The following is a 23,533-nucleotide window of genomic DNA, read 5'->3' as shown; positions in this document are numbered from 1 at the left end:
GTGAGTGTATTTTTTGCGACCCATGATCTTCCTGCATTCCGTAATCCTGTACTGACGATCGGCTCTTTCGACGGGGTACATGAGGGGCATCAGAAGATCATCAAGCATGTGGTGGACAGGGCGAAGAGTGTAGCGGGAGAAAGCATCCTGCTTACTTTTGAACCGCACCCGCGCAAAATTATACAACCCGACCAGCCGCTGGGCCTGTTATCTTCCCTGGAAGAAAAAATAGCCCGTATTACTGCCGAGGGTATTGATCATATTATCGTCATTCCGTTCTCCCGCGATTTTTCGATGTTGAGTGCAGAGGATTATGTAATCGATTTCTTATACAATACATTCAAACCACATACCATAATAATTGGCTATGACCATCATTTCGGGCATAACCGCTCAGGTAATATCCATACTTTAAAGGAAATGCTGCCGGCTTCTGTACAGGTCATTGAGATTGCAGAACACCTGATCCACGAAGCAGATGTAAGTTCTACCAAGATCCGTAAAGCGATCATGCAGGGCAACATTGCAACTGCTACGGAGATGCTGGGGCGCACTTATGGTTTCGAAGCGGTAGTGGTGCATGGCAATAAAATAGGCCGTACCATCGGCTACCCTACAGCTAACCTGCAACCGACTTATGGTGATATACTGGTGCCGGGTATCGGTATCTATGCCGTAAAGGTACAACACAAGGACCGTGTGTATAAAGGTATGATGAGCATAGGCAAGCGCCCTACAGTAACAGACGACAACATTGTGACGCTGGAAGTAAATATCCTGGACTTCAATGAAGATATTTACGGAGAGAAGTTATATGTGGAGTTTATTGCTTATGTGCGCGGGGAGGAAAAATTCTCCGGCCTGGAAGAGCTGAAAGCACGCATTGCACAGGATGAACTGGAGATACGTGCTATACTTTCCTGATTATTCTACTTTTGAGGTGCCGATGGCTCCACCACCCCATTCTACTAATACAAAACCCTTTCTTACCGTTTGCGGCAATTGCTGCTCCGGAAGCTTTGGCGTTTTGCCATCGTAGGCTTTGTATTCCATAAACACACGGATTACCGTTTCTGGCTTGGGTTCCACCTCCAGCTTTGAGGAATGATCTATATCGTCATTCACCCAGAAGTGGATGAAATTGGTTTCATTTTTGTTTAGTGCTGGTAACCAATACACGATAAAATCATTGATCTCTGTTTCGTTCAGACCCATCTGTGCCAGGCGCTGCTGCAGGAAAGGAATAATCTCTTTGCGCGATACGTAAAAACCGTCTTTGTACGCAAAGTGTTGTTTACCGAAATGGGCTGAACCATCCCAGAACAGGTAATTATAACTGCGCCCGTCAGCCTTGTTTTTAAGCTTGCCATCCGGGCTAGCGACTACATTCCAGCCGTCTTTGTATTCGGGGAAGGTATTGAGCACCGTACCCTTGAAAGTATGCTTTATGGAAACAGCTGTTTCCTGTTCGGGATAGAGGTAGATGGCGGGTTTGTACACATGTACTTCTCCATCATCCTCATAATTAAGCCTCCGTAGGATAACATCTATCGAATCCGGGCCTATTTCCTTTATTTTCAATACACGGTACGTAGCGCCCCAAAAAGACCCAAACTCTATGAACTTATATTTTCGTAGCTGTTCTTTAGTCAGGGTAAATTCAAAAGCTGCTGTATCGCTACCGGCAATTCTTAAACCTTCTTCACTGAATCTATGCTTTCTTAGTACTACATCGTAATAGCGAGCCTCTACAAATTCCTTATTATCTCCTAGAGAGTTTTCTTCGTCCGGCTCATACACCTTTCCCTTAATCGTTTTCTGTGCCATAGCCATATTGGCCAGGCTCAGAAGACAAAGCATTACTACTATTTTCCTCATTGTGTTTATGAATTATCCTATATCCAGGCGCAGCTGGTCTTTCAGTTGTTTTAAAAGTGGATTTTGTCTGACCATCAGATCAAACTGATCTGATTTGGAGATGGATTGTACTTTAGGTGCCTGGCTTACTGCTGTAGGATCAAGGATAGCAATTACCCTCAGGTCTTTATTATTGGTTTCCTGCTTGCAGAAATCACGGATGGCATCTGTATTACCAGAAGCATAGATCAGCCCGATATTACTGTTGCAGACCAGTATGATCTCATCCGGTTCATTGATGCGCACCGAGGCACTGGCCAGGTTTGTGGCCTGCAATACTTTCTCTGAATCATGCTTCAGGCGATCAATATAGCGGGCATACAAATCCTTCGCAATATCCAGTGTCAGGGCTATTGTTTCCTGTGGAACAACGGCCTGTGAGGCCTGCTCTTGTATCTGTTGCAGGAAGTTCTTACCGAATTTAGGCTTAGGAGGGCCGGAAGGTCCTGCCGGTGGCGCAGCCGAAGGGCCAGAGGCCTGTGGAGGAGCACTTACCGGAGCCTGTGCCTGTACTGGTGGCGGCGCTACCGATGGAGGCGGTGCATATACCGGAGCAGGTGCCTGGTAGGCCTCCTGTTGCACTGGTGCTGCCAGAGCTGATGTTGCTACCGCAGCGGCCGGTGCCGGATTATTTACAGGCTGGCTATATTTTTTTTTTGCATCTTCTGCAATAGAAGATGTATCCAGCACATTATTCAGATAACAGAGTTTAATAAAGGTGACTTCGAGATGCAATCTCTTGTTCAGCGTAGTCTTATAATTGATTTCTGCTTCATTAAGGATATTCAGTGCCGACACAATATATTCTGTGGCGATCATCTGTGCTTTTTCGAAGAACATGCGTTTATGTGCTTCGGGAATATCCAGCAGCATAGTCATCTTAGGATCCTTACACAGTAAGAGGTCGCGCAGGTGCTCGGCAAAGCCATTAATGATAGCATCCCCTTCAAACCCACGCTGGTACACCGATTCCAGCTGCAGTAATACACTGGCAATATCGGTACTCATAACTGCATCCAATTGTTTGAAATAGAAACTGGCATCGAGCAGGTTCAGGTGCTCTACAGTCTGATCATAGGTCAGGTGTCCGTTACTGAAGCTGGAGATACGGTCCATTATGGACAGTGCATCGCGCATACAGCCCTCACTCTTCTGAGCAATGATGTGCAGCCCTGCCTCTTCTGCCACCAGGTTTTCTTTGATACAGATACCATTCAGGTGAGCTACAATATCATTGGTCTGGATACGCTTAAAGTCAAATATCTGGCAACGGGACAGGATCGTAGGCAGGATCTTGTGCTTCTCCGTTGTAGCCAGGATAAATATGGCATAAGAAGGCGGTTCCTCCAGTGTCTTCAGGAAGGCATTGAAGGCCGCTGTACTGAGCATGTGTACCTCATCTATGATATACACTTTGTACTTTCCTACCTGCGGGGCAAAGCGCACCTGCTCGGTAAGGGCACGGATATCATCTACAGAGTTGTTAGAGGCCGCATCGAGTTCAAATACGTTGAAAGAGCTGTTTTCATTAAATGTCAGACAGGTATCACAGGTGCCACAGGCTTCTGTTTCTGCAGTGGGACGCTCACAGTTGATCGTCTTGGCCAGGATACGGGCACAGGTCGTCTTCCCTACTCCGCGGGGACCGCAGAAGAGGTAAGCATGTGCCAGATGCTCGGTTTTGATCGCATTTTTCAATGTGGTCGTGATATGCGATTGCCCTACTACCGTTTCAAAGGTTTGGGGGCGGTATTTACGTGCAGAAACTAAGTATTGTGCAGACATCTAATTACAACAGATCAAAATATCAACAGGAGAAACGAAAATGTTCCTTATTATCCCTGCAATTTCTGTCATTTTGAGCAATTTACAAAATAGGGTTTCCCCTATTAAAAAAGAGGGCTGCAATTGCAGCCCTCTTCCTGTATGATCTTTGTTTTACGCTTTAAATGGTATGGCCGTCGGTACACGCAGATGGGGGTATTTCTGCCCCAGTACATATAAGAAATGATTGGCCACTACAATGTTCTCTACCTGTTTATGCGGACTCATGGTCAGTGCATTACCGCCACTAGTGGCAAAATTGAACAGGAGCATGTTGTAAATGTCCATAATTACCTCACCGTCTTCTGTAGGTAAATATAATTTATACAGTTTCAGGTCGAACTTACCGAATTTGGCCTGTGCCTTGGCCATTCCGCTCAAGGGTTTCTCCTCTATGCGGGCCTGTTGCAGGCGGAACGGTTCAAAAACGATGTGCTTGGTAATGTCGCCATCGGTATCGGTATCCATCAGGTGCAGCGCTCCCCCGCTTAATACAAGGTATTTGGGTGTTTGTACTGTTCTGAATTTTACCGTGCCCAGTGTAGCCAGCCCTTTCAGGGTATCTTTGGCAATATCTTTGGCCTGGTCTTTGCCCGTATACTGTGTATTGGCATAGGTAAATGCATCTGCAGGCTGATCGCCCAGTTGCTTTTTCACAAAAGCATACTCTGTTTCTAACAGGCGGTCTTTATAGGACGGTGCCTGCCTTGCCTCTTCATCCATATCCAGGTGTTCCATTACATTCAGCAGCTTTCTGCGGCGCTGATAAGTGATGTAGAAAAAGGCTCCGTAAATGACAGCCATAATGACCACAACATATAAAATAGTATTGTACATATGCGTCCTTTAATTAAAGATAAGAAATTAAGCTGATTGCGGGGTAACCGGAGTTTTTTTAGATGGTATCAGTCCCCAGATAATGAATAGAATAATGAGTACTGCAACAAGCTTTCCGCCATAACGTGTGTAAAATCCCAGTTTATTCAGTTTATTTTTATCCAGTTTATTTTCGTCAAGTATGGTCTGCAGTTCCTGGTCAGATAATTCGTAAAAGCTCTGATCAGCCTCGTTATATCCTACCAGTTTAGGCTCCTGGGTTACCCATAATGGCAATAACCAGGCTATATTAAATTCTTTGTGAAAAGTTGCAAGGTCGAGGTACTGGCTTTTAGTGTTCATCATTTTAGAACCTTCTTTGATCAGGTATTCGTCCGTGTCGGGCAGGTCAGCGACTTTAGTCAGCGCCTCACGCTCTCCGAAAGGTATACGCGCACGGGCTTCGGATTTCTGTACACAACCAAAGATAGCAAGGGATAAGGTCAGGGCAATAGGGATTAAGCGTTTCTTCATGATTTCTTGTTTGAGTTTAGTTATTGATTGGTTATATTTCACGAAGATAAGAGCAAAGCATTAAAAAAATACACCCCAGCTTAAATCTTAAGCTGGGGTGTATTGATTACACTATCAATTAATTATAATTTAACAAATTTAACAGTTTGTACTGTTCCTGCCTCTATACGGATGATATAATTACCCGCAGTCAGGGCACTTACATCCAGGTTATACACCTTGTCGGTAGCCTTGCTTCTGATCAGTTCCTTACCGCTAAGGTCAGTAACAATGATCGTAGCCATGGCATCCGTTCCAAGGTTAATGGTAATATTATCCTGCCCTGAAGGATTAGGATATACCGAAATCTGAGTTGCGCTGGTATTGTTGATCAGTACAATTCCGGAAGTTTTGCTGCTGCCGTCAAAGTCTGTCTGTACCAGTTTGTAATAATGCTTTGCCGCACCTGCATGCTTATGGATAAACTGGTATGCCAGCGCTGCATGGCTGTTGCCCTCTGTAGCCAGAGAAGATACAAAACCGATTTTGCTGAAGTTTTTACCATCTGTTGCGTGCATAATGTCAAAGCCACGGTTATTTTGCTCCATTGCTGTAGACCAGTTCAGGATGTTATTCCCCTGCTGAGCATATCCTTCAAAAGCAGTAAGCTGCACCGGCAGTGGAACAGAGCTGCTTCCGATCGTGAACGGACTGAAGGCTGCTACACCGAATGCCGTTACCGTACCATCGCTGGCCGTACCTGTAACTGTTTCGCCTAAAGGCTCCCAGGCATTAGCAGTGCTGTTGAAGTGCGCCAGACGTACATCTGCCGGATTGATTACATTAGAACTGCTACCCCAGGTCAGGGTCACATTAGCATCGGCTGTACCGCTGCGGTTGATATTCCAGTACTCGCTGTTGGTCACCGCGTCTAAACGTCCGCTTACGGTAGTATTGCCATAACCGGCATTAAAGTATTCGGCAGTATAGGTTGTCGCTGCAGTAGAAACCGGCTTAATGATCACCGGGCGGTATACACCGGCCTTACCTACCGGCAGGGTAAATGTTGTAACGGTATTGCTGCTCTTAGCCACCGGACCATCGATATATGCAGTTGCACTACCACCGGTAATTTGCGCGTCATTGCCCAGTTGTAATAATTCTGTAGCAGTAGTATGCAGGATACCACCCAGGCTTACTGTACCATTAACGGTTACATTACCTGGCAGTTGTTTTTCACCACCGGAAATAACCAGGTTGTTATAGGTCATATCGGAAATAAACTGGGTAACGGTAGCATTATACTCGATCGTAGAGGCATTGTTGATGGTTACATCTGACATACGGAAGGTGCTTATAGTACTGCCGGAAAGACCGTATTCATTGGTGCTTTTTACAGAACCGTTCAGGATAACTGGTTTAGTGGTAGCCAGTACATGATCTGCTGCTACCAGTACACCATCAACCTTCAGTGTATCGGCACTTTCATCAGCAGTCATAGTAACCGTATGTGCAGACTGGATGGTCACTACATTGCCGGAACCCGGTTTCTGTGTTGCATCGGACCAGGTAGGCGGAGTTGTTACAGAAAGATATTGCCAGGTAGCTGCAGTATTGTAATCACCGCTCGCTTTAGATCTGAACGGAGCTGTTCCGATCGGATTGGTTGCTGCCGGTACTGTCCAGTTGATGGTTACATCATCAATAGACAATCCGTGATCATTACCGGAGTGATCCGGATCATCCCATTTCAGCATAATATACTGTCCCGGGGCCAGGCTTAAGCCGGTTAAGGCTGTGGCAGAAATGACCGTTCTGTTAGCAGCCGTATTACCATTAATTGCATTGGCAGTGTTATTGGCACTCGGACCATTTGTCTGTGGACTGGTAAAATTCAGTGCCGAAACCGCTGTCCAACCGCTGGTAGTGGTCGGCTGCAGATCATTGATCACACCGCTAGCTGTTTTGTAATAAAAAGATACGGTTTGCGCACCGGCACTGGCTGCGTTTCTCCATTGCTCTCCTGTATAGGCAACCGTTATATTGGTAATGGTCTGCGTTGAATTATTGCGCAGCAATACACCATAAGCAAAGTCTCCTGCTGCGGCATTGCCGGAACCCAGAGAACCCAGGGCACGGTCACTGTTACTGGTTGTACCGTAACTGTAAAGCCCGCCAGAATTTAATCCTCCGTCAGAAACCATGATACTTGTACCATTACCGGTACGTTGCGCATACCAGCTGGAGATCGTACTGTTGTCCGCCCAGGTACCGTTAGAACTGGCCGGAAGTGTGTTAAAGGCTTGCGTATAGCTGTTTGTGGCAGTCATACTCACTTGTGCAAAACCTGCATTACCGGCCAAAGCCAGTAAAACTAAACTGTAAATCCTCTTCATACAAATTATAATTTTAATATATATTTGCAAAACTAGAAGAGTTATATCACCTTAGAATGTCCATATAATTAATAAATTGTAAAGTATGTTTATAACAAAAAAGAAGCCTTATCTGCGGGCTGCAGATAAGGCTTCTTTTTTGTTATAAATTAATTCCGGCGGTGCGTTTATTGCGCGTCCAGGATAGGCTTCAGGAACATGAAGAATACGGCTCCTAAAACGATCAGTCCGATCACGATGGTCAGCAGGGTGATGGTACGTTTGTATCCTTCATTTACAATTTTCAGCTTATGTATTTCGCTGGCATTGTTAATTACATTTTCAATGCGCGGGAAAGCACTCTCTCCTTTTACAATGTAATCGAAGGCTCCGTACTTCATCGTATCTACAGCCACATCAATTTTATCCTGTCCGGACAGGATGATCACCTGTGTCTCCGGGTTTTTGTCCTTGATTTCTTTAAGTACGTCTACCCCGTTCTTTGCATTTTGCAAATGAGCGTTCAGATGGTAGTCCAGTACAACGATCTCGGGGTTCAGGTGCATTTGCGCCATAGCCTCTTCTCCGTTATCGAATACTTTGATCTCGTAAGTGTATCGTTCTGTTAAAAAGTCTTTCAACATTTCGTTTTGGATAGGCTCGTCGTCTACCAAGAATACGTAACGTTTGTCTGAAAGTGCCATATGAGTGATTGTTTTGTTGTAATTCCCCCGAATATATAACGCATTTTTTTAAAATGCAAGTTTATACTACAATAATTTTATCACGATATAGTGAATTATATTATTGTAGCCAGGCTTAACGGGTATATACCCGGCTGCTTGTGTTGCGGTACCGGTGCCGGTTGTGGCATATCTACCTGATTAGGATACTTGTTCATCCCGATCCATACCAGGCTTCCATTACGGTAACGCTCCAGCAGATCTGCCGCCTGTGCTGCTACCTTTTCGGTCAGTATACCCTCATTAAATGATTGTATAAATCCTCCTGCAGCCTCAATCTCTTTAAAGACATCCCAGCCTTTAGTACCCATCTCAGCAGTTAGTGTCTCCAGGTAATAACTACCATTGGCGACATCGGCAATATGGTGCAGGTAACTTTCTTCTTTAAACAGCAATTGTGTGTTTACACTCATCCTTCTGCTGAAGGCTTCTTTACCTTTAGAATGCCCTTCATCGAACGGGAGAATGTACACGGCATCGCTACCACCCATTACAGCGGCCATACCGGCCAGTGTATCGCGCAGCAGGTTGTTGTATGCATCATATGGTGCTTTATATAAAGTACCGGTTACCGCCTGTATGGCTATTTCCGGATTGATATCGTATTGTGCAGTAAGCAATTGCAACAGCTGTCTTAAAGCGCGTACTTTGGCAATCTCTTCAAAGAATGCAGTACCGGTAGCCACAGTCACATGCAATTGTTTTACTGTATTCAAGGCATTGCGATCGGCCAGTGCCTGCAGGTATTCATTCACCTGCGCAGTAATCAGCCCCAGCTGATATACCGACGGTGATCCGGCATTATAGTACAGGCTGCCATCAACGACCAGCTGCCCTGTACTTTGCGTGATGCGGTTTACCGCTGTGGCAAAGGTCTCGGCTGTAGCCTTAGCCTGTATATAATCAGATAAAGTATCGTGACCTATTGTGGTCTGCATGGCATTATGCGCTTTCAGGTACGCCGTTAATGCCTCTACAGATGCATCTGTTGCATTATGCAGGTTAAAGAAGGTATGGATATAGGCTACCTCTACCCCATTGAGTAGTGCCGCCCAGTCTGTATTTTCGGCAGCCACTTCAAAAATCAGTCCGCTGGCGCCGGTAGCCAGTGTTTGTAAAGCCAGTTTATTGGCTTCCTGCTCCTGGTTTACGACGATGCGCTCCATAATATTCCAGTCGGTATGGGCAAATACAGGTTTGGTATCATGATCTGCAACATCTTCAATCGTATAGAACGGCTCTATAGTGATGCCATTATCATCGATTCTGCTCAGCTGCTCAAAGGTAATTCCTTTCAGATCTTTGGTCAGTTGTGCCTTCCAGTCTGCAGCACCTGCGGGGTCGAACCCTGCTAAAATATCTTCCATTATATATGTAAACTATTATGCAATAAATTTATTTTTCAGCTCGGGAGTTGGTATCCAGCAAGCCTCTTTTTTGCCAAACCAGCGATAGCGGTTGCGGGCAATCCAGCCATACACCGTATTCCTGATCATTCGTGGCAGGATCATAAACCCATACAGTAAAGGATATGCTCCATTAAGTCTGCGGGCGATCATCAATGCTGCGGAAGATTGTGTATATACATTCCCGTCTTCGACCAGCACGATACTGTCTGCAGTTATGTTATGTTGCTTTTTCAGTGCCACGCCCAGATCAGATTGCAGTGAAGCGAAGCGGAAATAATCTTTTCGGTCGTTCTTAATGATCAGCTGCACGCTGTTGCTGCAGAGATTACATACTCCGTCAAAGAGTACCAGGGCGTGATCAGTAGGAATGCCGTTTGTCATATTATTGTGCTGTTTCTTTGGCCAGAGCCTGTTGCCAGTTCCAGGCGGTCTGCATCATCGTGGTTATATCATAACCAGGCTGCCAGCCCAACAGGGTTTTTGCTTTGGTATTGTCTGCATATACTTTAATCACATCGCCTGCTCTGCGCGGACCGATGTTATAATTCAGTTTAAGACCGGATACGGATTCAAAAGCTTTGATCAGTTCCAGTACGGTTACGCCCTCACCCGTTCCCAGGTTAAAGACCTCACAGCCTGATGGCAGTGCATTTTCTATAGATTTCTGCAGGGCCAGTGTATGGGCATGGGCAATATCCATTACATGTATATAATCCCTCACACAAGAGCCATCGCGGGTATCATAATCATCACCAAATACCGTCATTCCGGAACGAATACCGATGGCTGTTTGGGTAACGATAGGCACCAGGTTTTCCGGACGCTGGTTCATCTCACCAATCAGGGTAGACTCATGTGCTCCTACCGGGTTGAAGTAGCGCAGCAGTACGATTTTGAAACCGGGATTACCTTTTACAAAATCAGCACAGATCTGCTCTCCCATTTGTTTTGTAGCAGCGTATGGAGATTCTGCCTCTTTTAAGGGTGCCGTTTCGGTAACCGGCAGCGTATCTGCATTGCCGTATACGGAACAGGAAGAGGAGAATACGACATTCTTCACGCCAAATTCCTTAGCACACTCCAGTATATTGATCAGTGATCCGATATTGTTTTTATAATACATCAGCGGAGCATCTACTGATTCCGGCACCGATTTGTATGCTGCAAAGTGAATGATCCCTTCGATATCAGGATTTGCTTCGAAAATGGTACGGGTAGCTGCAGCATCGCTCAGGTCTACTGCGTAGTTATGAATAGATTTGCCTAATAATTTAGATACTTTATCATTCATCTCACCGAAGCCACGGGAAAGATTGTCTGCAGAGATTACCTCAAAACCATGATCTACCAGGTCTACAATGGTATGGCTGCCGATATAACCGCAACCGCCGGTCACTAATATTTTGCTCATGTAGATGTATTGTAATTTAACAGCACAAATATACAGCATAAAAAAGTCCTGCGCAAAGTCATGGCTGATGTTGACATAATATTAAAACTGACTATCCGCATTTAGGTAACTATTTTATTCGTCCTTTTGTCCGGCAACAAAAGGACCAAAAATGCCTTTGTTTTCATCAAGGCGATTGCATAGCACCGCCATTTTGTACCGTTGCGTGCACTGATCGTCTGAGCTTAACGTGTAATCGGTTCGGTGCTCAACGATCGCAGCTCCAACCAAAATGGCTATCGCTGTGATGAAAACAATAAGCGATCCGTACCATACAGATCGCTAAAAATGGCCTTATAAATCCGGCGTTCATAAAATCATTGGCTCGGTCGATAGAGTTGCAAACCACTGTCTGAACGAAGTGAGTCTGGTTTGCGACCGGCCGACACATTGATTTTTAGCCAGGGATTTATACAGCCTTGATTTTTTGGCGCTACCTTTTGCATCAAGGCAAAAGGTAGCAATAGATATATAAGCTACTTAAATCATAATGCTAGACGTTGTTTCCTTTAAGCGGACACCCAATATATTAAAATACAATTGCTCTTTTGTTCTCTATCAGAATAGTAATGAACATAAACTACATAATAAAAGATAAGGGCTGCAAATTGCAGCCCTTATCTTTTATTATGTTTTGTAAAATTAGTCTCTGTTCAGTACAAAAACGCCTTCTTCATTCTTCTCGATTTTAGCGAGATTGGCAGAAGTCAGTTCTTTAATACCTTTATCCCATTTCTTACCGGACAGTTTACTTTCTGCTTTTAAGGCATCCAGTACTATTTTATCGGCCTGTTGAGATAAAATATCTTTAATAGCTTTAGCCTCATCGCTCAATGGAACGCCACTGTCAAACTTCTCCGGTCTCATCTGAGGGAAGAACAGTACATCCTGGATAGACGGCTGATTGGTCAGCAGCATACACAGACGGTCGATACCGATACCGATACCTGAGGTTGGCGGCATACCGTATTCCAGTGCACGCAGGAAGTCATGGTCGATAAACATGGCTTCATCATCGCCACGCTCCATCAGTGCCATCTGATCCTCAAAACGCTGGCGCTGATCGATCGGATCATTCAGCTCAGAATATGCATTTGCAATCTCTTTACCATTGATCATTAACTCAAAACGCTCTACCAGACCTTCTTTACTACGGTGTTTCTTCGTCAGCGGAGACATCTCTACAGGATAGTCTATGATGAATGTCGGTTGCAGGTAAGTATGTTCAGATGTTTCTCCAAAGATCTCATCGATCAGTTTGCCTTTACCAATGTTAGGGGCAACTTCGATATTCAGGTCTTTACATACCTGGCGCAGACCTTCTTCGTTCATTTCACTTACATCAATACCGGTATTTTCTTTGATAGAATCGAAGATAGAAATACGTTTGAACGGTGCTTTGAAACTGATGATCTTATCGCCTACCGGTACGTCGGTAGTACCATGTACCGCCATGGCCATTTTCTCAAACAGCTGCTCGGTAATGTCCATCATCCAGAAATAATCTTTGTATGCGGTATACCATTCCAGCACGGTAAATTCCGGGTTGTGTGTACGGTCCATACCCTCGTTACGGAAGTTACGGCTGAACTCATATACCCAGTCAAAACCACCTACGATCAGTCGTTTCAGGTATAATTCATTAGCAATACGCAGGTAATAAGGTACATCCAGTGCATTGTGATGGGTAATGAACGGACGTGCCGCTGCCCCACCCGGGATGTTCTGTAATACCGGTGTATCTACTTCTATTGCGCCCTGTCCGTTCAGGAAATCACGAATGGTATTCATGATTTTGGTACGTTTCAGGAATGTTTCTTTAATATGCGGATTCACGATCAGGTCGGCATAGCGCTGACGGTAGCGGAATTCAGGATCGGTAACTTCGTCAAATACATTACCCTCTTCGTCTCTTTTCACTACAGGTAATGGTTTCAGGCATTTCGACAACAGGGTAAACTCTTGTGCATGTACAGAGATCTCACCTTTCATGGTTGCGAATACATAACCTTTAATACCAATGATATCGCCCAGGTCAATGCCTTTGATCGCTACATCCCAAAGGGTGCTGTCTTCTTCAGTAGACAGTTCTTCTTTCTTTACATATATCTGTATGATGCCTTTACTGTCCTGTATCTTCAGGAAGCCTGCCTTACCTTTGTTATTCACGCTCATTACACGGCCGGCCACACATACTGCTGCAAACTCATCCTTCTTCTCCTCTGTATACTGCTTCTTTATGTCTTCTGAATAATGAGATACAGGATACAGTGGCGCAGGATAGGCTTCTATCCCGGCCTGCGTTAGTGCGTTTAATTTCTCTCTGCGCACTAATTCTTGTTCGGATAAGTGTTGAACTTGCATATTTTTTGAATACGTTAAAAAATTTAAGACTGCAAATATAGCGCTAATTTGCTAATACGTCGGTGGCAAGTGGCCTGTAATTTGGTCGCAACTATAAAATACAGCGAATAATCTATAGAAATGCCCGGGTATTCCTGTCCGGGAATACTAATTCCTGTCCGACCCGAAGGATATATTATGTGTCCTATTTGGAGTTTATAACAAAAAAACTACATTTGTATCCGAAAGTAAAACAAACCCCAACATGGATCAATTAAGACAGCAAGCCCTGGCTGTAGATATTCAGAAGCAGATAGACTTAGGCTTCTCGGCTAAGGAAATAAAAGAAAACCTGGTGGCCAATGGCTATTCTAACGAAGAACTGTCGCAGGTAAATACGCTGATGCAAAAAAGCGAACAGGTCGAAAAACAAACTAAATCCAGCCCCTGGACCATCATTATCTCTATTATATTTATCCTGAGAGGGGTAATGTACCTCTCTAAAGGCCAGACGGGTCTTGGTGTACTGATGCTGAGTGTTGGCTTTATAGGCCTTATCATCAAACTGACGGTGGGCCGGAAATTTTAAGATTACAACACCATATATAAAAGAAGAGGGCTAACCGTTGGTTAGCCCTCTTCTTTTATATATGGTATACTTAGATCGTCATGATCTCTTTGTCTTTGTCTTTGCAAGCCTGGTCTACTTTCTCGATATTCTTATCGGTCAGTCCCTGTACGCGGCTCTCTGCTTCTTTCGCAGCATCTTCGCTTACGCCGTCTTTCTGCAGTTTTTTGATTGTTTCAAATGCATCACGACGATTGCTTCTGATCGCAATTTTCGCGGTTTCACCTTCTGCATTCACGCGTTTTACCAGTTCTTTACGACGCTCTTCGGTAAGTGGTGGCAGGAACAGACGAATTACTTCACCATCATTCTGCGGGTTCATACCAATATTAGCCATCATGATTGAACGCTCAATCGGGCTGATCATGTTTTTTTCCCAAGGCTGGATAGAGATCGTTCTTGCATCAGGAGTAGTTACATTGGCTACCTGGCTGATCAGCGTAGGAGAACCGTAATACTCAACGGTAATACCGTCGATCATTGCAGGAGATGCTTTACCAGCGCGTATTTTCAACAATTCAGCATCCAGATGTGCCAGGGCTTTTTTCATACCTGAAGCAGCACTGTCTACTGCCTCGTCTAATAGTTCAATCATCGTTTTCGTTTTGTAAATGAGTTCTGAATCACTTTCAATAGGCACAAAAATAGAAAAATGTGCCACAAAAATGAAATTTTTTATCGGGTGCAGCGCAGCATACGGTCATTATCGTTCAGGTCCCGGAGCAGATCTGCCTGCCAGCCGGCGGCACTATACAGGGCCTTTGTATCTACTGCAAAATACTGGTTCAGCTCCAGGAAAACGGCCCCACCCGCCTGCAAATGAGTCTCTGCAAAATGAGCGATCTTGCGGTAAAACTGCTGCGGATCGCCATCGGTCACAAAAAGTGCCGTATGTGGTTCCTGATCCAGTACATGTACCTGCATGGCTTCCTGCTCCTGCGCTGTAATATAAGGCGGATTACTGACAATGATGTCAAAAGTTCCCAATCCGGGCCATTGTGCCCCATCCAGAAAATCACATTCTATAAAGTTGACTTCAGCCTGCAGACCTGCTGCATTCTGCCGTGCAATAGCCAGTGCATCGGTGGCAATATCTACTGCGGTAATATCCAGCTGAGGCGCCTGCTTCTTTAAAGCGATGCTGATGCAGCCGCTACCTGCTCCGACCTCCAGCACACGCAAAGGCGCTCCGGCACGATGGCGTACATATTGCAATACGAGGTCTACCAGCTCTTCGGTCTCCGGCCGCGGAATCAATACCGCAGGACTTACCACAAAGGTATATCCAAAGAAATAACTTTTACCCAGCACATATTGTACAGGGATATATTGCCGCAGTTGCTGCAGACAGGCTTCCATACGATCAAGCTGTGTTTGCGTAAGCGTATCTTCCCGCTGCATTCTTAAGGAAAGTGTATCCAGACCCGTAAGGTCTTCTATAACCCAGCCTGCAATGGCCTGTGCCTCCCCTGCTTCGTACAGATCGGCTAACTGGTCTGCTATATATTGTGAGGCTGATTTAATTGTCATGGGTCAGACGGTCTCCCTCCAGGAGGTGTTTACTATTCTTCATTACATTATCTATATCCCATTCTATCCTGTAGCGGAATGGGGCTTTGCGTACGGTGCAATGCTCTATGGTACACAAGGGACAGGAAAAGGGCTCGCAGGGATCGAGGTGTATAAACAACTCTACGGTAGTCCCGTATTTATCCACAACCAGGTCTTCCAGGGCCTTCATCTCTTCGTGTGCCTGCACTACAGTATAGTACCAGGGTACGGTAAGGTGTCCGTCCAGGTGTAAAATATTGCCATAGCGTATGATGCGCAGGTTATGCAGATCGATCCAGGCCTGGCGGCGGTGCTCATTTATATAAGTAATCACCTCTTCCAGCAGGCTCATATCGGCCTCATCCATAATGCCCGAAATCGAATTGCGTAATACCCGGTACCCGGTGACTAATATAATAATAGCAAAAACAATGGCCACCACTGCATCCAGCCACAACCAGCCGGTAAACCGGATCAACACCAGCCCGACAACAATACCTATGGTAGAATAGGTATCGGTACGCAGATGACGGCCACTGGCCTCCATTGTGACAGAGCGATTCTTCTTACCGGTATTGACGGCATAGGTGCCCACAATATAATTGACTACTGCTGTAAAGGCCACCAGTACCAGCCCTATATCCAGTTTCTGTAAGGTATGTGGCTTACCTAAGCCTTTTATCGACTCGATGATGATGACCAGCCCGGCTATGGAGATCAGGGTACCTTCTATAGCTGCCGAGATAAACTCGACCTTACCATGACCATAAGGATGATTGGCATCTCGGGGCTTGGCGGCAAGCCAGAGGCTGTACCAGCCGAAGAGGCCGGCAACTACATTGACAATACTCTCCAGTGCATCGGTAAAAATGGCTACAGAACCCGTCAGTAACCAGGCGACCATTTTGAAGGCTAGTAAAAATATAGCGAGGAAGGCTATATTGCGTTGTATACGCACCGGATTATTATTCATATTAATGATTACTTGTTGTACGCGGAGCCATTTGCCCCGGACGTAAAATACGGTTTAGTGCGCTGGCTGTAAATCCACCCAGGGCACCGGAAATAAAGCCTATAAGGCCGGTAATGCATACGACAAAGAGGTATGAGGGTACGCCCATCAATACCGCAATCTGCCGGCTGAGGATATGCTCGTTACCGATATCACGGAACAGGGCGATTACCAGCCAGCAAAGCCCCACGCCCAGAGCTGCCGACAAAATAGCCGGTCCCATGCGTAAAGGCAAGAGCAATACCATCAGGAAGGCAATCACCATCGATACCCACCAGGGGAGAAAATGTAATAACAGGGCTGATGCCAGCGCTGTTATCAGCATAATGATAAAAAACCGCATAATATCTTATTTACTGTTTTTAGGATAGAAGGTCAGCTGGTTATAGGTTCCGTCTGCCCATTGTTGCATATAAGCGCTATAAAACTTACTGCCGGGATGCCCGCTTTGCCCACCGGGATATATACCATAGGCCTTGATGCCGTTCGGATCCATATCCACAACCATTCTCCAGCTGGGACCTTTACGCCCCTGCATCGCATTCAGCGTATTATAATCACCGCCGGTAGCCAGGTTGGTAAAGCTGAAAGCTGCCTGCTCGCTCAGGTGCTTCACTGTAGTCTGTTTAGACAGGTACCAGGCACCACCATTTGCGGCTTTTATTTTTTCAAAACTATCTGTAGCCTGCTTATAGCTTTCCTGTACCAGGGCGCCCATTGCCTTACCCGCGATGGTTTCCAGTATAGGCTTATTCGCAGCTACAGTATCATGCAGCAGCAACTGCAATGTTACGGCATCGTCCGGTCGCACCAGTGCAGGATAGCGCCCCAGGCTGCTCTGCCATATATTGCGTCCTAAAGTATACCAGAGTATATGAAAGAAGGTAGCGTCTTTACTATCCTTACTCAGGAGATAAGGATGTTGCTGATCTTCCCATTTCAGTTGTGGTACATACAATTGCATGGCCGGGTATAGCTGCTCTGCCAGCATAGAGTATGCGCTGTTCTGCAGCTGCATCATATCTTCGACACCGATGCTGCGCGCAGAGTCGGACAGCCATTGCTGTAGTGTACGATTCAGGTACCAGCCCCGCCACTCTGCAAAATCGCCGTTGTACCAGTAGGGATAAGTATTGTCCGTAACATTCTGATTCGCACTGGCTACATAACCCTGCTCCGGGTTCCATACGTGCGGGTTATCCTTCATAGGAATATCATTACCCCAGATCGTTTTGCTGACACTTCCGTTCATCACATATTTACCCTGGTCTTTCCATTTATTAATGAAACGGCCCTGTGCCCAAAGGGCAATATTTCCATGTCTGTCTGCATAGGCAAAGTTCTGTGCCGGACAGGTAAAATTATTGATGGCACTGGTAAAGGCTTCATAATTCTCTGCACGGTTCAGACCATAAAAAGCCTTGAGCTCATTGGAAGGGCGATGCGCCATCCATTGCATGGCCAGTAATTTGCCGGAATGCATAGGATCGGGAAAGCTGCTGTCATACTGCACCGGTCCCTGTATGGTGTACCGCACCGAATCTATGTATGCATTGTCTTCGTCGCGGATATAAATCTCTTCGCGACTGAAATTATATGGCACTTCCTGCTCATCGTAGATATAATAACGCGGATCGGCGGCCTGCTTTATTTCATAATAATCTTTTACATCACGGGCATTGTTGGTAAAGCCCCAGGCTATGCTGTCATTGAATCCTATAACCACAGAGGGGATACCCGGAAAGCTAACCCCATAGCTATTGATACCCGGAGCTGTCAGCTGCACTTCGTACCATAAAGAAGGCAGATTGAGCTGCAGGTGCGGGTCATTGCACAGGATGGCGCCACCAGATTTGGTACGCTGCCCGCTGATCGCCCAGTTATTGGACCCGATACCGGTATTACGTTCGTCCTGGTAGCCGGCACTGGCAACCAAAGAATCTTTAAGGGTAAAGGTCGCCCATAACTTAGCTGCGGGAGTGATGGCCGGCATCTGTGAAGGGGCCGGAAAATGAGTACCTGCGGGAATGACCGGGCTGCTGCCCTGTACCTTCTCCGGGTACAGCAGATCGAACTGCTCCTGCGGAAAGATCTTTTTCAGGTAAGAATAGGCAATATCGTCGGAGTAGCCGGTCAGCTTATCAGCCATAAACTTGATGATGAGTACCGATTTCAGGTTAGTCCATTCTTCCGGCTTAAAATCCATCATTTTATATTCGAAGGGATAATCCATCAGCCTCAGCGAAGCGATGTAGGTGTTTACTCCCCTGGTATAATTATCCAGCATGGCTTTGGTCTGTGCATCCTGCTCCATCATTTTGAGGGCATTCTTAGCGGCAAAGACCATTCCTTTCCTGCGCTGCAGGCGATCATATTCCAGTGTTTTCCGTCCTGCTACCTCGCTCAGGCGGCCTCCGGCAGCCCGGGCCTGCATATCCATCTGCCATAAACGATAATACGCATGAACGTAACCCATCGCAAAGTACAGGTCTGCATCATTCTGTGCTGCTATATGCGGTACCAGCCGCTGATCAAAAGTAACATCAACATTACTGCGTAACTCTTGCTGGGGGATGTGCATTTCCCGGCCATCTTCCGTAACGGCAACAGCATTCTTCCAGAAACCTTTTACCGGTCCGAAGAATTTGCCTAATGGCGGGGTGCTACCCCAGTGATTGTTCAGGAAAAAGATCCATGCAGCACTCAGCAACAGTGCTATTGCAGCCAGTAGTATACGACGCATAGGATATAGTTTGCTTATGCACAAAGATAATGATTGGGCACAGCTTTCACAGTTTTTATTTATCCTGTTCCGCATTTGTATTCCGGCCCTTTCGATCTGCTCCAAAAATGGCTTTAACATTATTTTAAACAAATAGTTGTCTATGCAATCATTTTTATCTCTAATTTTGTAGTTGCATAAACAACTATAATTATGGATACCAAACATATCATCTCGACAGAAGACCGTCATAACCTGCTCACCGGGCGCATATTCATGCATGTGAGCCGCTTTCTTGGACAGCAGTTCAAAGCGAATGATATAGGGCTGACCCGGGAACAATGGACGATACTGGTGGTTTTATGGAAACAGGATGGTGTATCGCAGCAGACAATTGCAGATGAAACCGGAAGGGACAAACCCAGCACTACCCGCCTGATCGATAACCTGGAGAAGGATGGTTATATCAGCCGTCAGCCGGATGCCAAAGACCGCCGCCTGAATATTATCGTCCTTACCGAAAAAGGCAAAGCTCTTGAGGATAAGATTATGCCGGTGGCCAATAAAACCCTGGAAACCCTTACCCATGGCCTGACTGAAGCACAATTACTTACGGTGAAAGAGGTATTTGCTACTATTTACGAAAATATAGATGCACATAAATAAATTATGAAAAAGTATTTATTAAGCAGTATGATCATTGCCGGTATAAGCATGAATACTGCACAGGCACAACCGGTATTAAGTCCTTCCCTGCAGGAGGCTGTTCATGCAGCCCTGAGCCTGAGTACAGACTTAAACACGGAGCGCCTGGAACTGGAGAAGATGGAACTGGAACGCAAGGGCGTATGGAACAAATACATTCCCCGTGTTGAGGCCAGTGCCTTGTACAGCTACCTGGACAATGATCTGACTATTGATATTCCTGCGGCTACCCTGCCCCTGACAGGCAATACCATTTTCGATGGCAAACAAACGTTCCAAAACCAGGGACAGGTGTTTTACGGTGGTGTTACGGCCAAAGCGGTTCTTTTCAGCGGCGGACAGATATATAATGGTGCCAAAGCTATGGAGGCCAAGGCCAAAGGCAGCACTTACCTGCTGGAACCGAAGAAAGATGCGGTGATTAAAGAAGTAATCTTTGTATTTGACCAATTACGCTTACTGGATGAGGCTGATCAGCTGATTGCGGAAAGCCGTAAAAGACTGGACAAGGAACAGGAACGGGTGGAGAAAGCCATATCGCTGGGACTGGCCATTCCTTATGACCGGGACAAAATAAAACTGGCCGGCCTGGAACTGGAAACGCGCCAGGTGGAACTCTCAGGCAAACGAAAAGTGCTGATGCAGAAGATCGGTGACCTGTGTGGTTATGATGAGGCACAGATTGCTGCGGTGGTGTACGAGGTGCATCCGATCATGATTCCGGACCTGGCTGCGCTGAGTACAGAAAACAGGGCAGAGGCCAAAGCGCTATCTTCTTTCCGTGAGGCATATACCTATGCATTGAAAAAGGAAAAAGGATCTCTGCTCCCTACCCTGGGTGCCTTCGGATCGTACAGTTATGCCTCTTTATTTAACGGCAGCACGTCCGCAACAATTCCTTTAACAGCCCTGAATGGTACGGCTTATAACTATAATATGAACCTGCGATTGAATGAGGCTACTTTAAGTCCGAACTGGATGGTGGGTCTGGCTTTTAAATGGGAACTGTTTGGCGGATTTGAACGCAAACATAAAATTGAAGCGGCCAAAATCAATATCGACCAGGTAGACCTGAAGCTTAATGATACAAAGCAGAAAATGAAACTGCAACTCGAAAACAATAAGGCCCGTTATGAGACTTTACTTCGCCAGATTGACCTTGCCGACCAGAGAGAAAAGGTTGCAAGCAACAACCTTACTATGGCGGAGAAACAATACAAAGCAGGCCTGATCAATGTTACCGAACGCCTCTCTGCCGAAACAGATATGTATCAATCCCGCCTGAACAAGATCAATACCCTGATCGAGGAACGTCAGGCAGCACTGGATACGTATGCTGCAACCGGTACTTTACAATCATCTCTTCAAACAAAATAAATCATGAAACAATATATTTTATACATAGCAGGTGCGCTGACCCTGGCCTCCTGTGGCAATAATAAGGATACTGTAAAACCGGTACAAGGCAAGGTAGAACGGGACCAGGTAGCAGTGGTGAGCAAGATCGCCGGACGCATATCGGTACTGAAGGTTCAGGAAGGTGATTTTGTACACAAGGGCGATACCCTGGCAATACTGGATATACCGGAAGTGGCGGCTAAAAAAGCGCAGGCCGAAGGTGCGGTGACCTCTGCGGAGGCGCAGTACCAGATGACGGTACACGGGGCGACCGGCAATCAGCTGAAACAATTACAGGCCAAGAAACAGGCTTTAAAAGAGCAATACGATTTTGCACAGAAATCTATTGATCGTCTGGGGGCTATGGTGAAAGACTCTTTGATTCCGCAACAACAGTATGATGAGGTCTATGCCAAATACCAGGGTGCAAAGGCGCAGCTGATTGCTGTAGATGCAGAAATTGCAGATGTACAGAATGGTGTGCGCATCGAACAGCAGACCATGGCGCTGGGCCAGCAGGACCGTGCCCTGGGTGCCTTGCAGGAAGTGGCTGTTGCTGATAAGGAACGGTATATTATAGCGCCTCAGGATATGCGCATAGAGGGCATTACCCTGAAGACGGGAGAGCTGGCCTTGCCGGGTTATACACTGGTTACGGGTTCACTGCTGGAATCTACTTACTTCCGCTTTACCATACCGGAAAAACAACTGAAAATATACCAGACCGGAAGTACAATTAAAGTAACCGTACCCTACCTGGACAACAAGAGCATTACCGGGACCATCAAACAGGTAAAACAGATCGGGGCCTATGCTAATATCGCTACGGCTTATCCCGACTATGATATGCAGGAATCGCTGTATGAGGTGATCGTTAAGCCGCAGCAGCCCGAAGATGCTGCAAAACTATACACAAAATCTACTGTAATCTTAGCTCCATAAATCATGAAGACATTTTTGAAATTATTACGCAGAGAGTTCGGCATGTTCTGGCAGAACAAGGTACTGCGTATGCTGTTTATCGGTGCGCCATTAATGTATGGTCTCCTGCTGGGCTATGTGTACAGCAAGGGTAAGGTGACCGATCTGCCGATCATCGTGGTAGACCATGATCAGAGCCGTATGAGCCGTAAGGCTATAGAAATGATGGAAGATAACGAGGTATTGCACATCGCTTCACTACAGTTTGATGAAAACCAGCTGAACCGTCTGGCGATTGAAAAAGAAGCGGCCTGTATTGTGATTATTCCAGAAGGTTTTGAGAATGGTGTACTGACCAAACGATACCCCGAGATCACTACTATTGTGAATACGTCTAACGTACTTACGGCCAACTATGCTTCTACGGCCATACAGGTATGTCTGGGTACATTGAAAGCTGGCATGCAGATGGAAACCTTAAGAAAGCAAGGCACGCCGGAGCAATTACTGCTGAGCCAATACGAACCGTTCCGCACTACGTTCATCAAAAAGTTCAACCGCTCGACCAATTATATGTACTTTCTGTGGCCGGGTATCCTGGCTACGGTACTACAACAGGTGTTGCTATTAGGACTAGCCCTTTCTTTCGCCGCCGAGTTTGAGAAAGGTACCTTTATCGACCTGGTGAAACAATCGAAATCCACGTTTATGCTGCTTTGGGTAAAGGTGATTCCTTACCTGGTCATGAGTTTCGGAATATGGATGATGTACTGGGGCTTTACCAAATGGTTCCGTATCCCTTTCGATCATAACCTGGGTACACTGACCCTTATTGCAGGTGTATTTGTACTGGCGGTATGTTTTATGGGTATCCTGTTCAGTATACTGATCCCGAATCAGCTTAAGGCAACGGAGATCCTTATGGTTGTAGCCACGCCGAGCTTTATCCTCTCCGGTTTTACCTGGCCCCTGAGCCAGATGCCCGGCTGGATACAGGCTATTGCAGACATCATTCCCCTGACCCATTTCCTGCCTGCCTTCCGTATCCTGATCATTGAAAACGGTGCAGCAGACCTGACTTATCCATACATCGGTAAACTAGCCCTGATTGCGGTGATCGGTTTTGTATTATCCTTTATCGCACTGCACATCAAGAAGCGCAAAGTGCTGAAAGCGGAGGTGGTTAAAAAATAAAAGAGTGCTAAA

General features: G+C 45.9%; 21 protein-coding genes. 6 read left to right on the top strand and 15 right to left on the bottom strand.

Annotated elements, in window-relative coordinates; all coding sequences use genetic code 11:
• A complete protein-coding gene (locus tag FTD44_RS13620; RefSeq protein ID WP_222166954.1) occupies nucleotides 1-924 on the top strand; it encodes a bifunctional riboflavin kinase/FAD synthetase in 924 nt (307 codons plus the stop codon).
• Here FTD44_RS13620 and FTD44_RS13615 read toward each other — a convergent pair whose 3' ends face one another.
• The 10 genes from FTD44_RS13615 to lysS form a co-directional block, all read right to left on the bottom strand.
• Nucleotides 925-1,878, bottom strand: coding sequence for a hypothetical protein (locus FTD44_RS13615; protein ID WP_222166953.1), 954 nt, complete (start codon nucleotides 1,876-1,878; stop codon nucleotides 925-927). It lies immediately after the preceding gene.
• Between the two features lie 12 nt (nucleotides 1,879-1,890).
• The gene (gene dnaX / locus FTD44_RS13610) at nucleotides 1,891-3,702 is read right to left on the bottom strand and encodes a DNA polymerase III subunit gamma/tau (protein WP_222166952.1); all 1,812 of its coding nucleotides are present in this window, start codon (nucleotides 3,700-3,702) and stop codon (nucleotides 1,891-1,893) included.
• Nucleotides 3,703-3,855: 153 nt separating this feature from the next.
• Nucleotides 3,856-4,578, bottom strand: a complete 723-nt coding sequence (locus tag FTD44_RS13605; protein ID WP_222166951.1) for a hypothetical protein — start codon at nucleotides 4,576-4,578, stop codon at nucleotides 3,856-3,858.
• Nucleotides 4,579-4,605: 27 nt separating this feature from the next.
• A complete protein-coding gene (locus FTD44_RS13600) occupies nucleotides 4,606-5,091 on the bottom strand; it encodes a hypothetical protein (RefSeq protein WP_222166950.1) in 486 nt (161 codons plus the stop codon).
• A gap of 122 nt (nucleotides 5,092-5,213) precedes the next feature.
• Entirely contained in the window at nucleotides 5,214-7,466 is a 2,253-nt protein-coding gene (locus FTD44_RS13595) for a T9SS type A sorting domain-containing protein (RefSeq protein ID WP_222166949.1), read from the bottom strand.
• Between the two features lie 167 nt (nucleotides 7,467-7,633).
• A complete protein-coding gene (locus FTD44_RS13590) occupies nucleotides 7,634-8,149 on the bottom strand; it encodes a response regulator (protein ID WP_129019678.1) in 516 nt (171 codons plus the stop codon).
• A 95-nt stretch (nucleotides 8,150-8,244) separates the two neighbouring features.
• Nucleotides 8,245-9,555, bottom strand: a complete 1,311-nt coding sequence (locus FTD44_RS13585) for a methylmalonyl-CoA mutase family protein (RefSeq protein WP_222166948.1) — start codon at nucleotides 9,553-9,555, stop codon at nucleotides 8,245-8,247.
• Between the two features lie 15 nt (nucleotides 9,556-9,570).
• Nucleotides 9,571-9,978 (bottom strand): thiol-disulfide oxidoreductase DCC family protein, encoded by a 408-nt coding sequence (locus FTD44_RS13580; protein ID WP_222166947.1) that lies wholly within the window; start codon nucleotides 9,976-9,978, stop codon nucleotides 9,571-9,573.
• A gap of 1 nt (nucleotide 9,979) precedes the next feature.
• Nucleotides 9,980-11,008 (bottom strand): UDP-glucose 4-epimerase GalE, encoded by a 1,029-nt coding sequence (gene galE, locus FTD44_RS13575; protein ID WP_222166946.1) that lies wholly within the window; start codon nucleotides 11,006-11,008, stop codon nucleotides 9,980-9,982.
• A 681-nt stretch (nucleotides 11,009-11,689) separates the two neighbouring features.
• Nucleotides 11,690-13,411 (bottom strand): lysine--tRNA ligase, encoded by a 1,722-nt coding sequence (lysS, locus tag FTD44_RS13570; protein WP_222166945.1) that lies wholly within the window; start codon nucleotides 13,409-13,411, stop codon nucleotides 11,690-11,692.
• A 244-nt stretch (nucleotides 13,412-13,655) separates the two neighbouring features.
• Here lysS and FTD44_RS13565 point away from each other — a divergent pair, with 244 nt between their 5' ends.
• On the top strand, nucleotides 13,656-13,979 hold the full coding sequence (locus FTD44_RS13565; protein WP_222166944.1) for a hypothetical protein: 324 nt from the start codon (nucleotides 13,656-13,658) through the stop codon (nucleotides 13,977-13,979).
• A 70-nt stretch (nucleotides 13,980-14,049) separates the two neighbouring features.
• On the opposite strand, the gene frr is transcribed toward FTD44_RS13565, so the two are convergent.
• From frr to FTD44_RS13540, 5 genes are all read right to left on the bottom strand, one after another.
• A complete protein-coding gene (gene frr / locus FTD44_RS13560) occupies nucleotides 14,050-14,613 on the bottom strand; it encodes a ribosome recycling factor (protein WP_246625439.1) in 564 nt (187 codons plus the stop codon).
• 80 nt (nucleotides 14,614-14,693) lie between these two features.
• Nucleotides 14,694-15,548, bottom strand: a complete 855-nt coding sequence (gene prmC, locus FTD44_RS13555) for a peptide chain release factor N(5)-glutamine methyltransferase (protein ID WP_222166943.1) — start codon at nucleotides 15,546-15,548, stop codon at nucleotides 14,694-14,696.
• Entirely contained in the window at nucleotides 15,538-16,542 is a 1,005-nt protein-coding gene (locus FTD44_RS13550) for a cation diffusion facilitator family transporter (protein WP_222166942.1), read from the bottom strand. Before FTD44_RS13550 ends, prmC begins: the two co-directional genes overlap by 11 nt.
• A 1-nt stretch (nucleotide 16,543) precedes the next feature.
• A complete protein-coding gene (locus FTD44_RS13545) occupies nucleotides 16,544-16,906 on the bottom strand; it encodes a hypothetical protein (RefSeq protein ID WP_222166941.1) in 363 nt (120 codons plus the stop codon).
• Between the two features lie 24 nt (nucleotides 16,907-16,930).
• Nucleotides 16,931-19,324: a penicillin acylase family protein gene (locus FTD44_RS13540; protein WP_222166940.1), complete on the bottom strand. Its 2,394-nt coding sequence runs from the start codon at nucleotides 19,322-19,324 to the stop codon at nucleotides 16,931-16,933.
• A gap of 192 nt (nucleotides 19,325-19,516) precedes the next feature.
• Between FTD44_RS13540 and FTD44_RS13535 the strand changes: the two genes are divergently transcribed.
• From FTD44_RS13535 to FTD44_RS13520, 4 genes are read left to right on the top strand one after another with little or no spacing between them, the layout of a single operon-like run.
• Complete coding sequence (locus tag FTD44_RS13535; protein WP_222166939.1) at nucleotides 19,517-19,969, top strand: MarR family winged helix-turn-helix transcriptional regulator; 453 nt, start codon at nucleotides 19,517-19,519, stop codon at nucleotides 19,967-19,969.
• Between the two features lie 3 nt (nucleotides 19,970-19,972).
• Nucleotides 19,973-21,385, top strand: a complete 1,413-nt coding sequence (locus tag FTD44_RS13530) for a TolC family protein (RefSeq protein WP_222166938.1) — start codon at nucleotides 19,973-19,975, stop codon at nucleotides 21,383-21,385.
• Nucleotides 21,386-21,388: 3 nt separating this feature from the next.
• Nucleotides 21,389-22,348 carry an HlyD family secretion protein gene (locus FTD44_RS13525; protein ID WP_222166937.1) on the top strand — a complete coding sequence of 320 codons (960 nt, stop codon included), beginning with the start codon at nucleotides 21,389-21,391 and terminating at the stop codon, nucleotides 22,346-22,348.
• A 3-nt stretch (nucleotides 22,349-22,351) separates the two neighbouring features.
• Complete coding sequence (locus FTD44_RS13520; RefSeq protein ID WP_222166936.1) at nucleotides 22,352-23,521, top strand: ABC transporter permease; 1,170 nt, start codon at nucleotides 22,352-22,354, stop codon at nucleotides 23,519-23,521.
• The last annotated feature ends 12 nt before the right edge of the window (nucleotides 23,522-23,533 follow it).

The organism is Edaphocola aurantiacus (genome assembly GCF_019797745.1).
GTDB lineage: Bacteria > Bacteroidota > Bacteroidia > Chitinophagales > Chitinophagaceae > Edaphocola > Edaphocola aurantiacus.
This window is presented reverse-complemented; position numbering and strand designations above follow the sequence as displayed.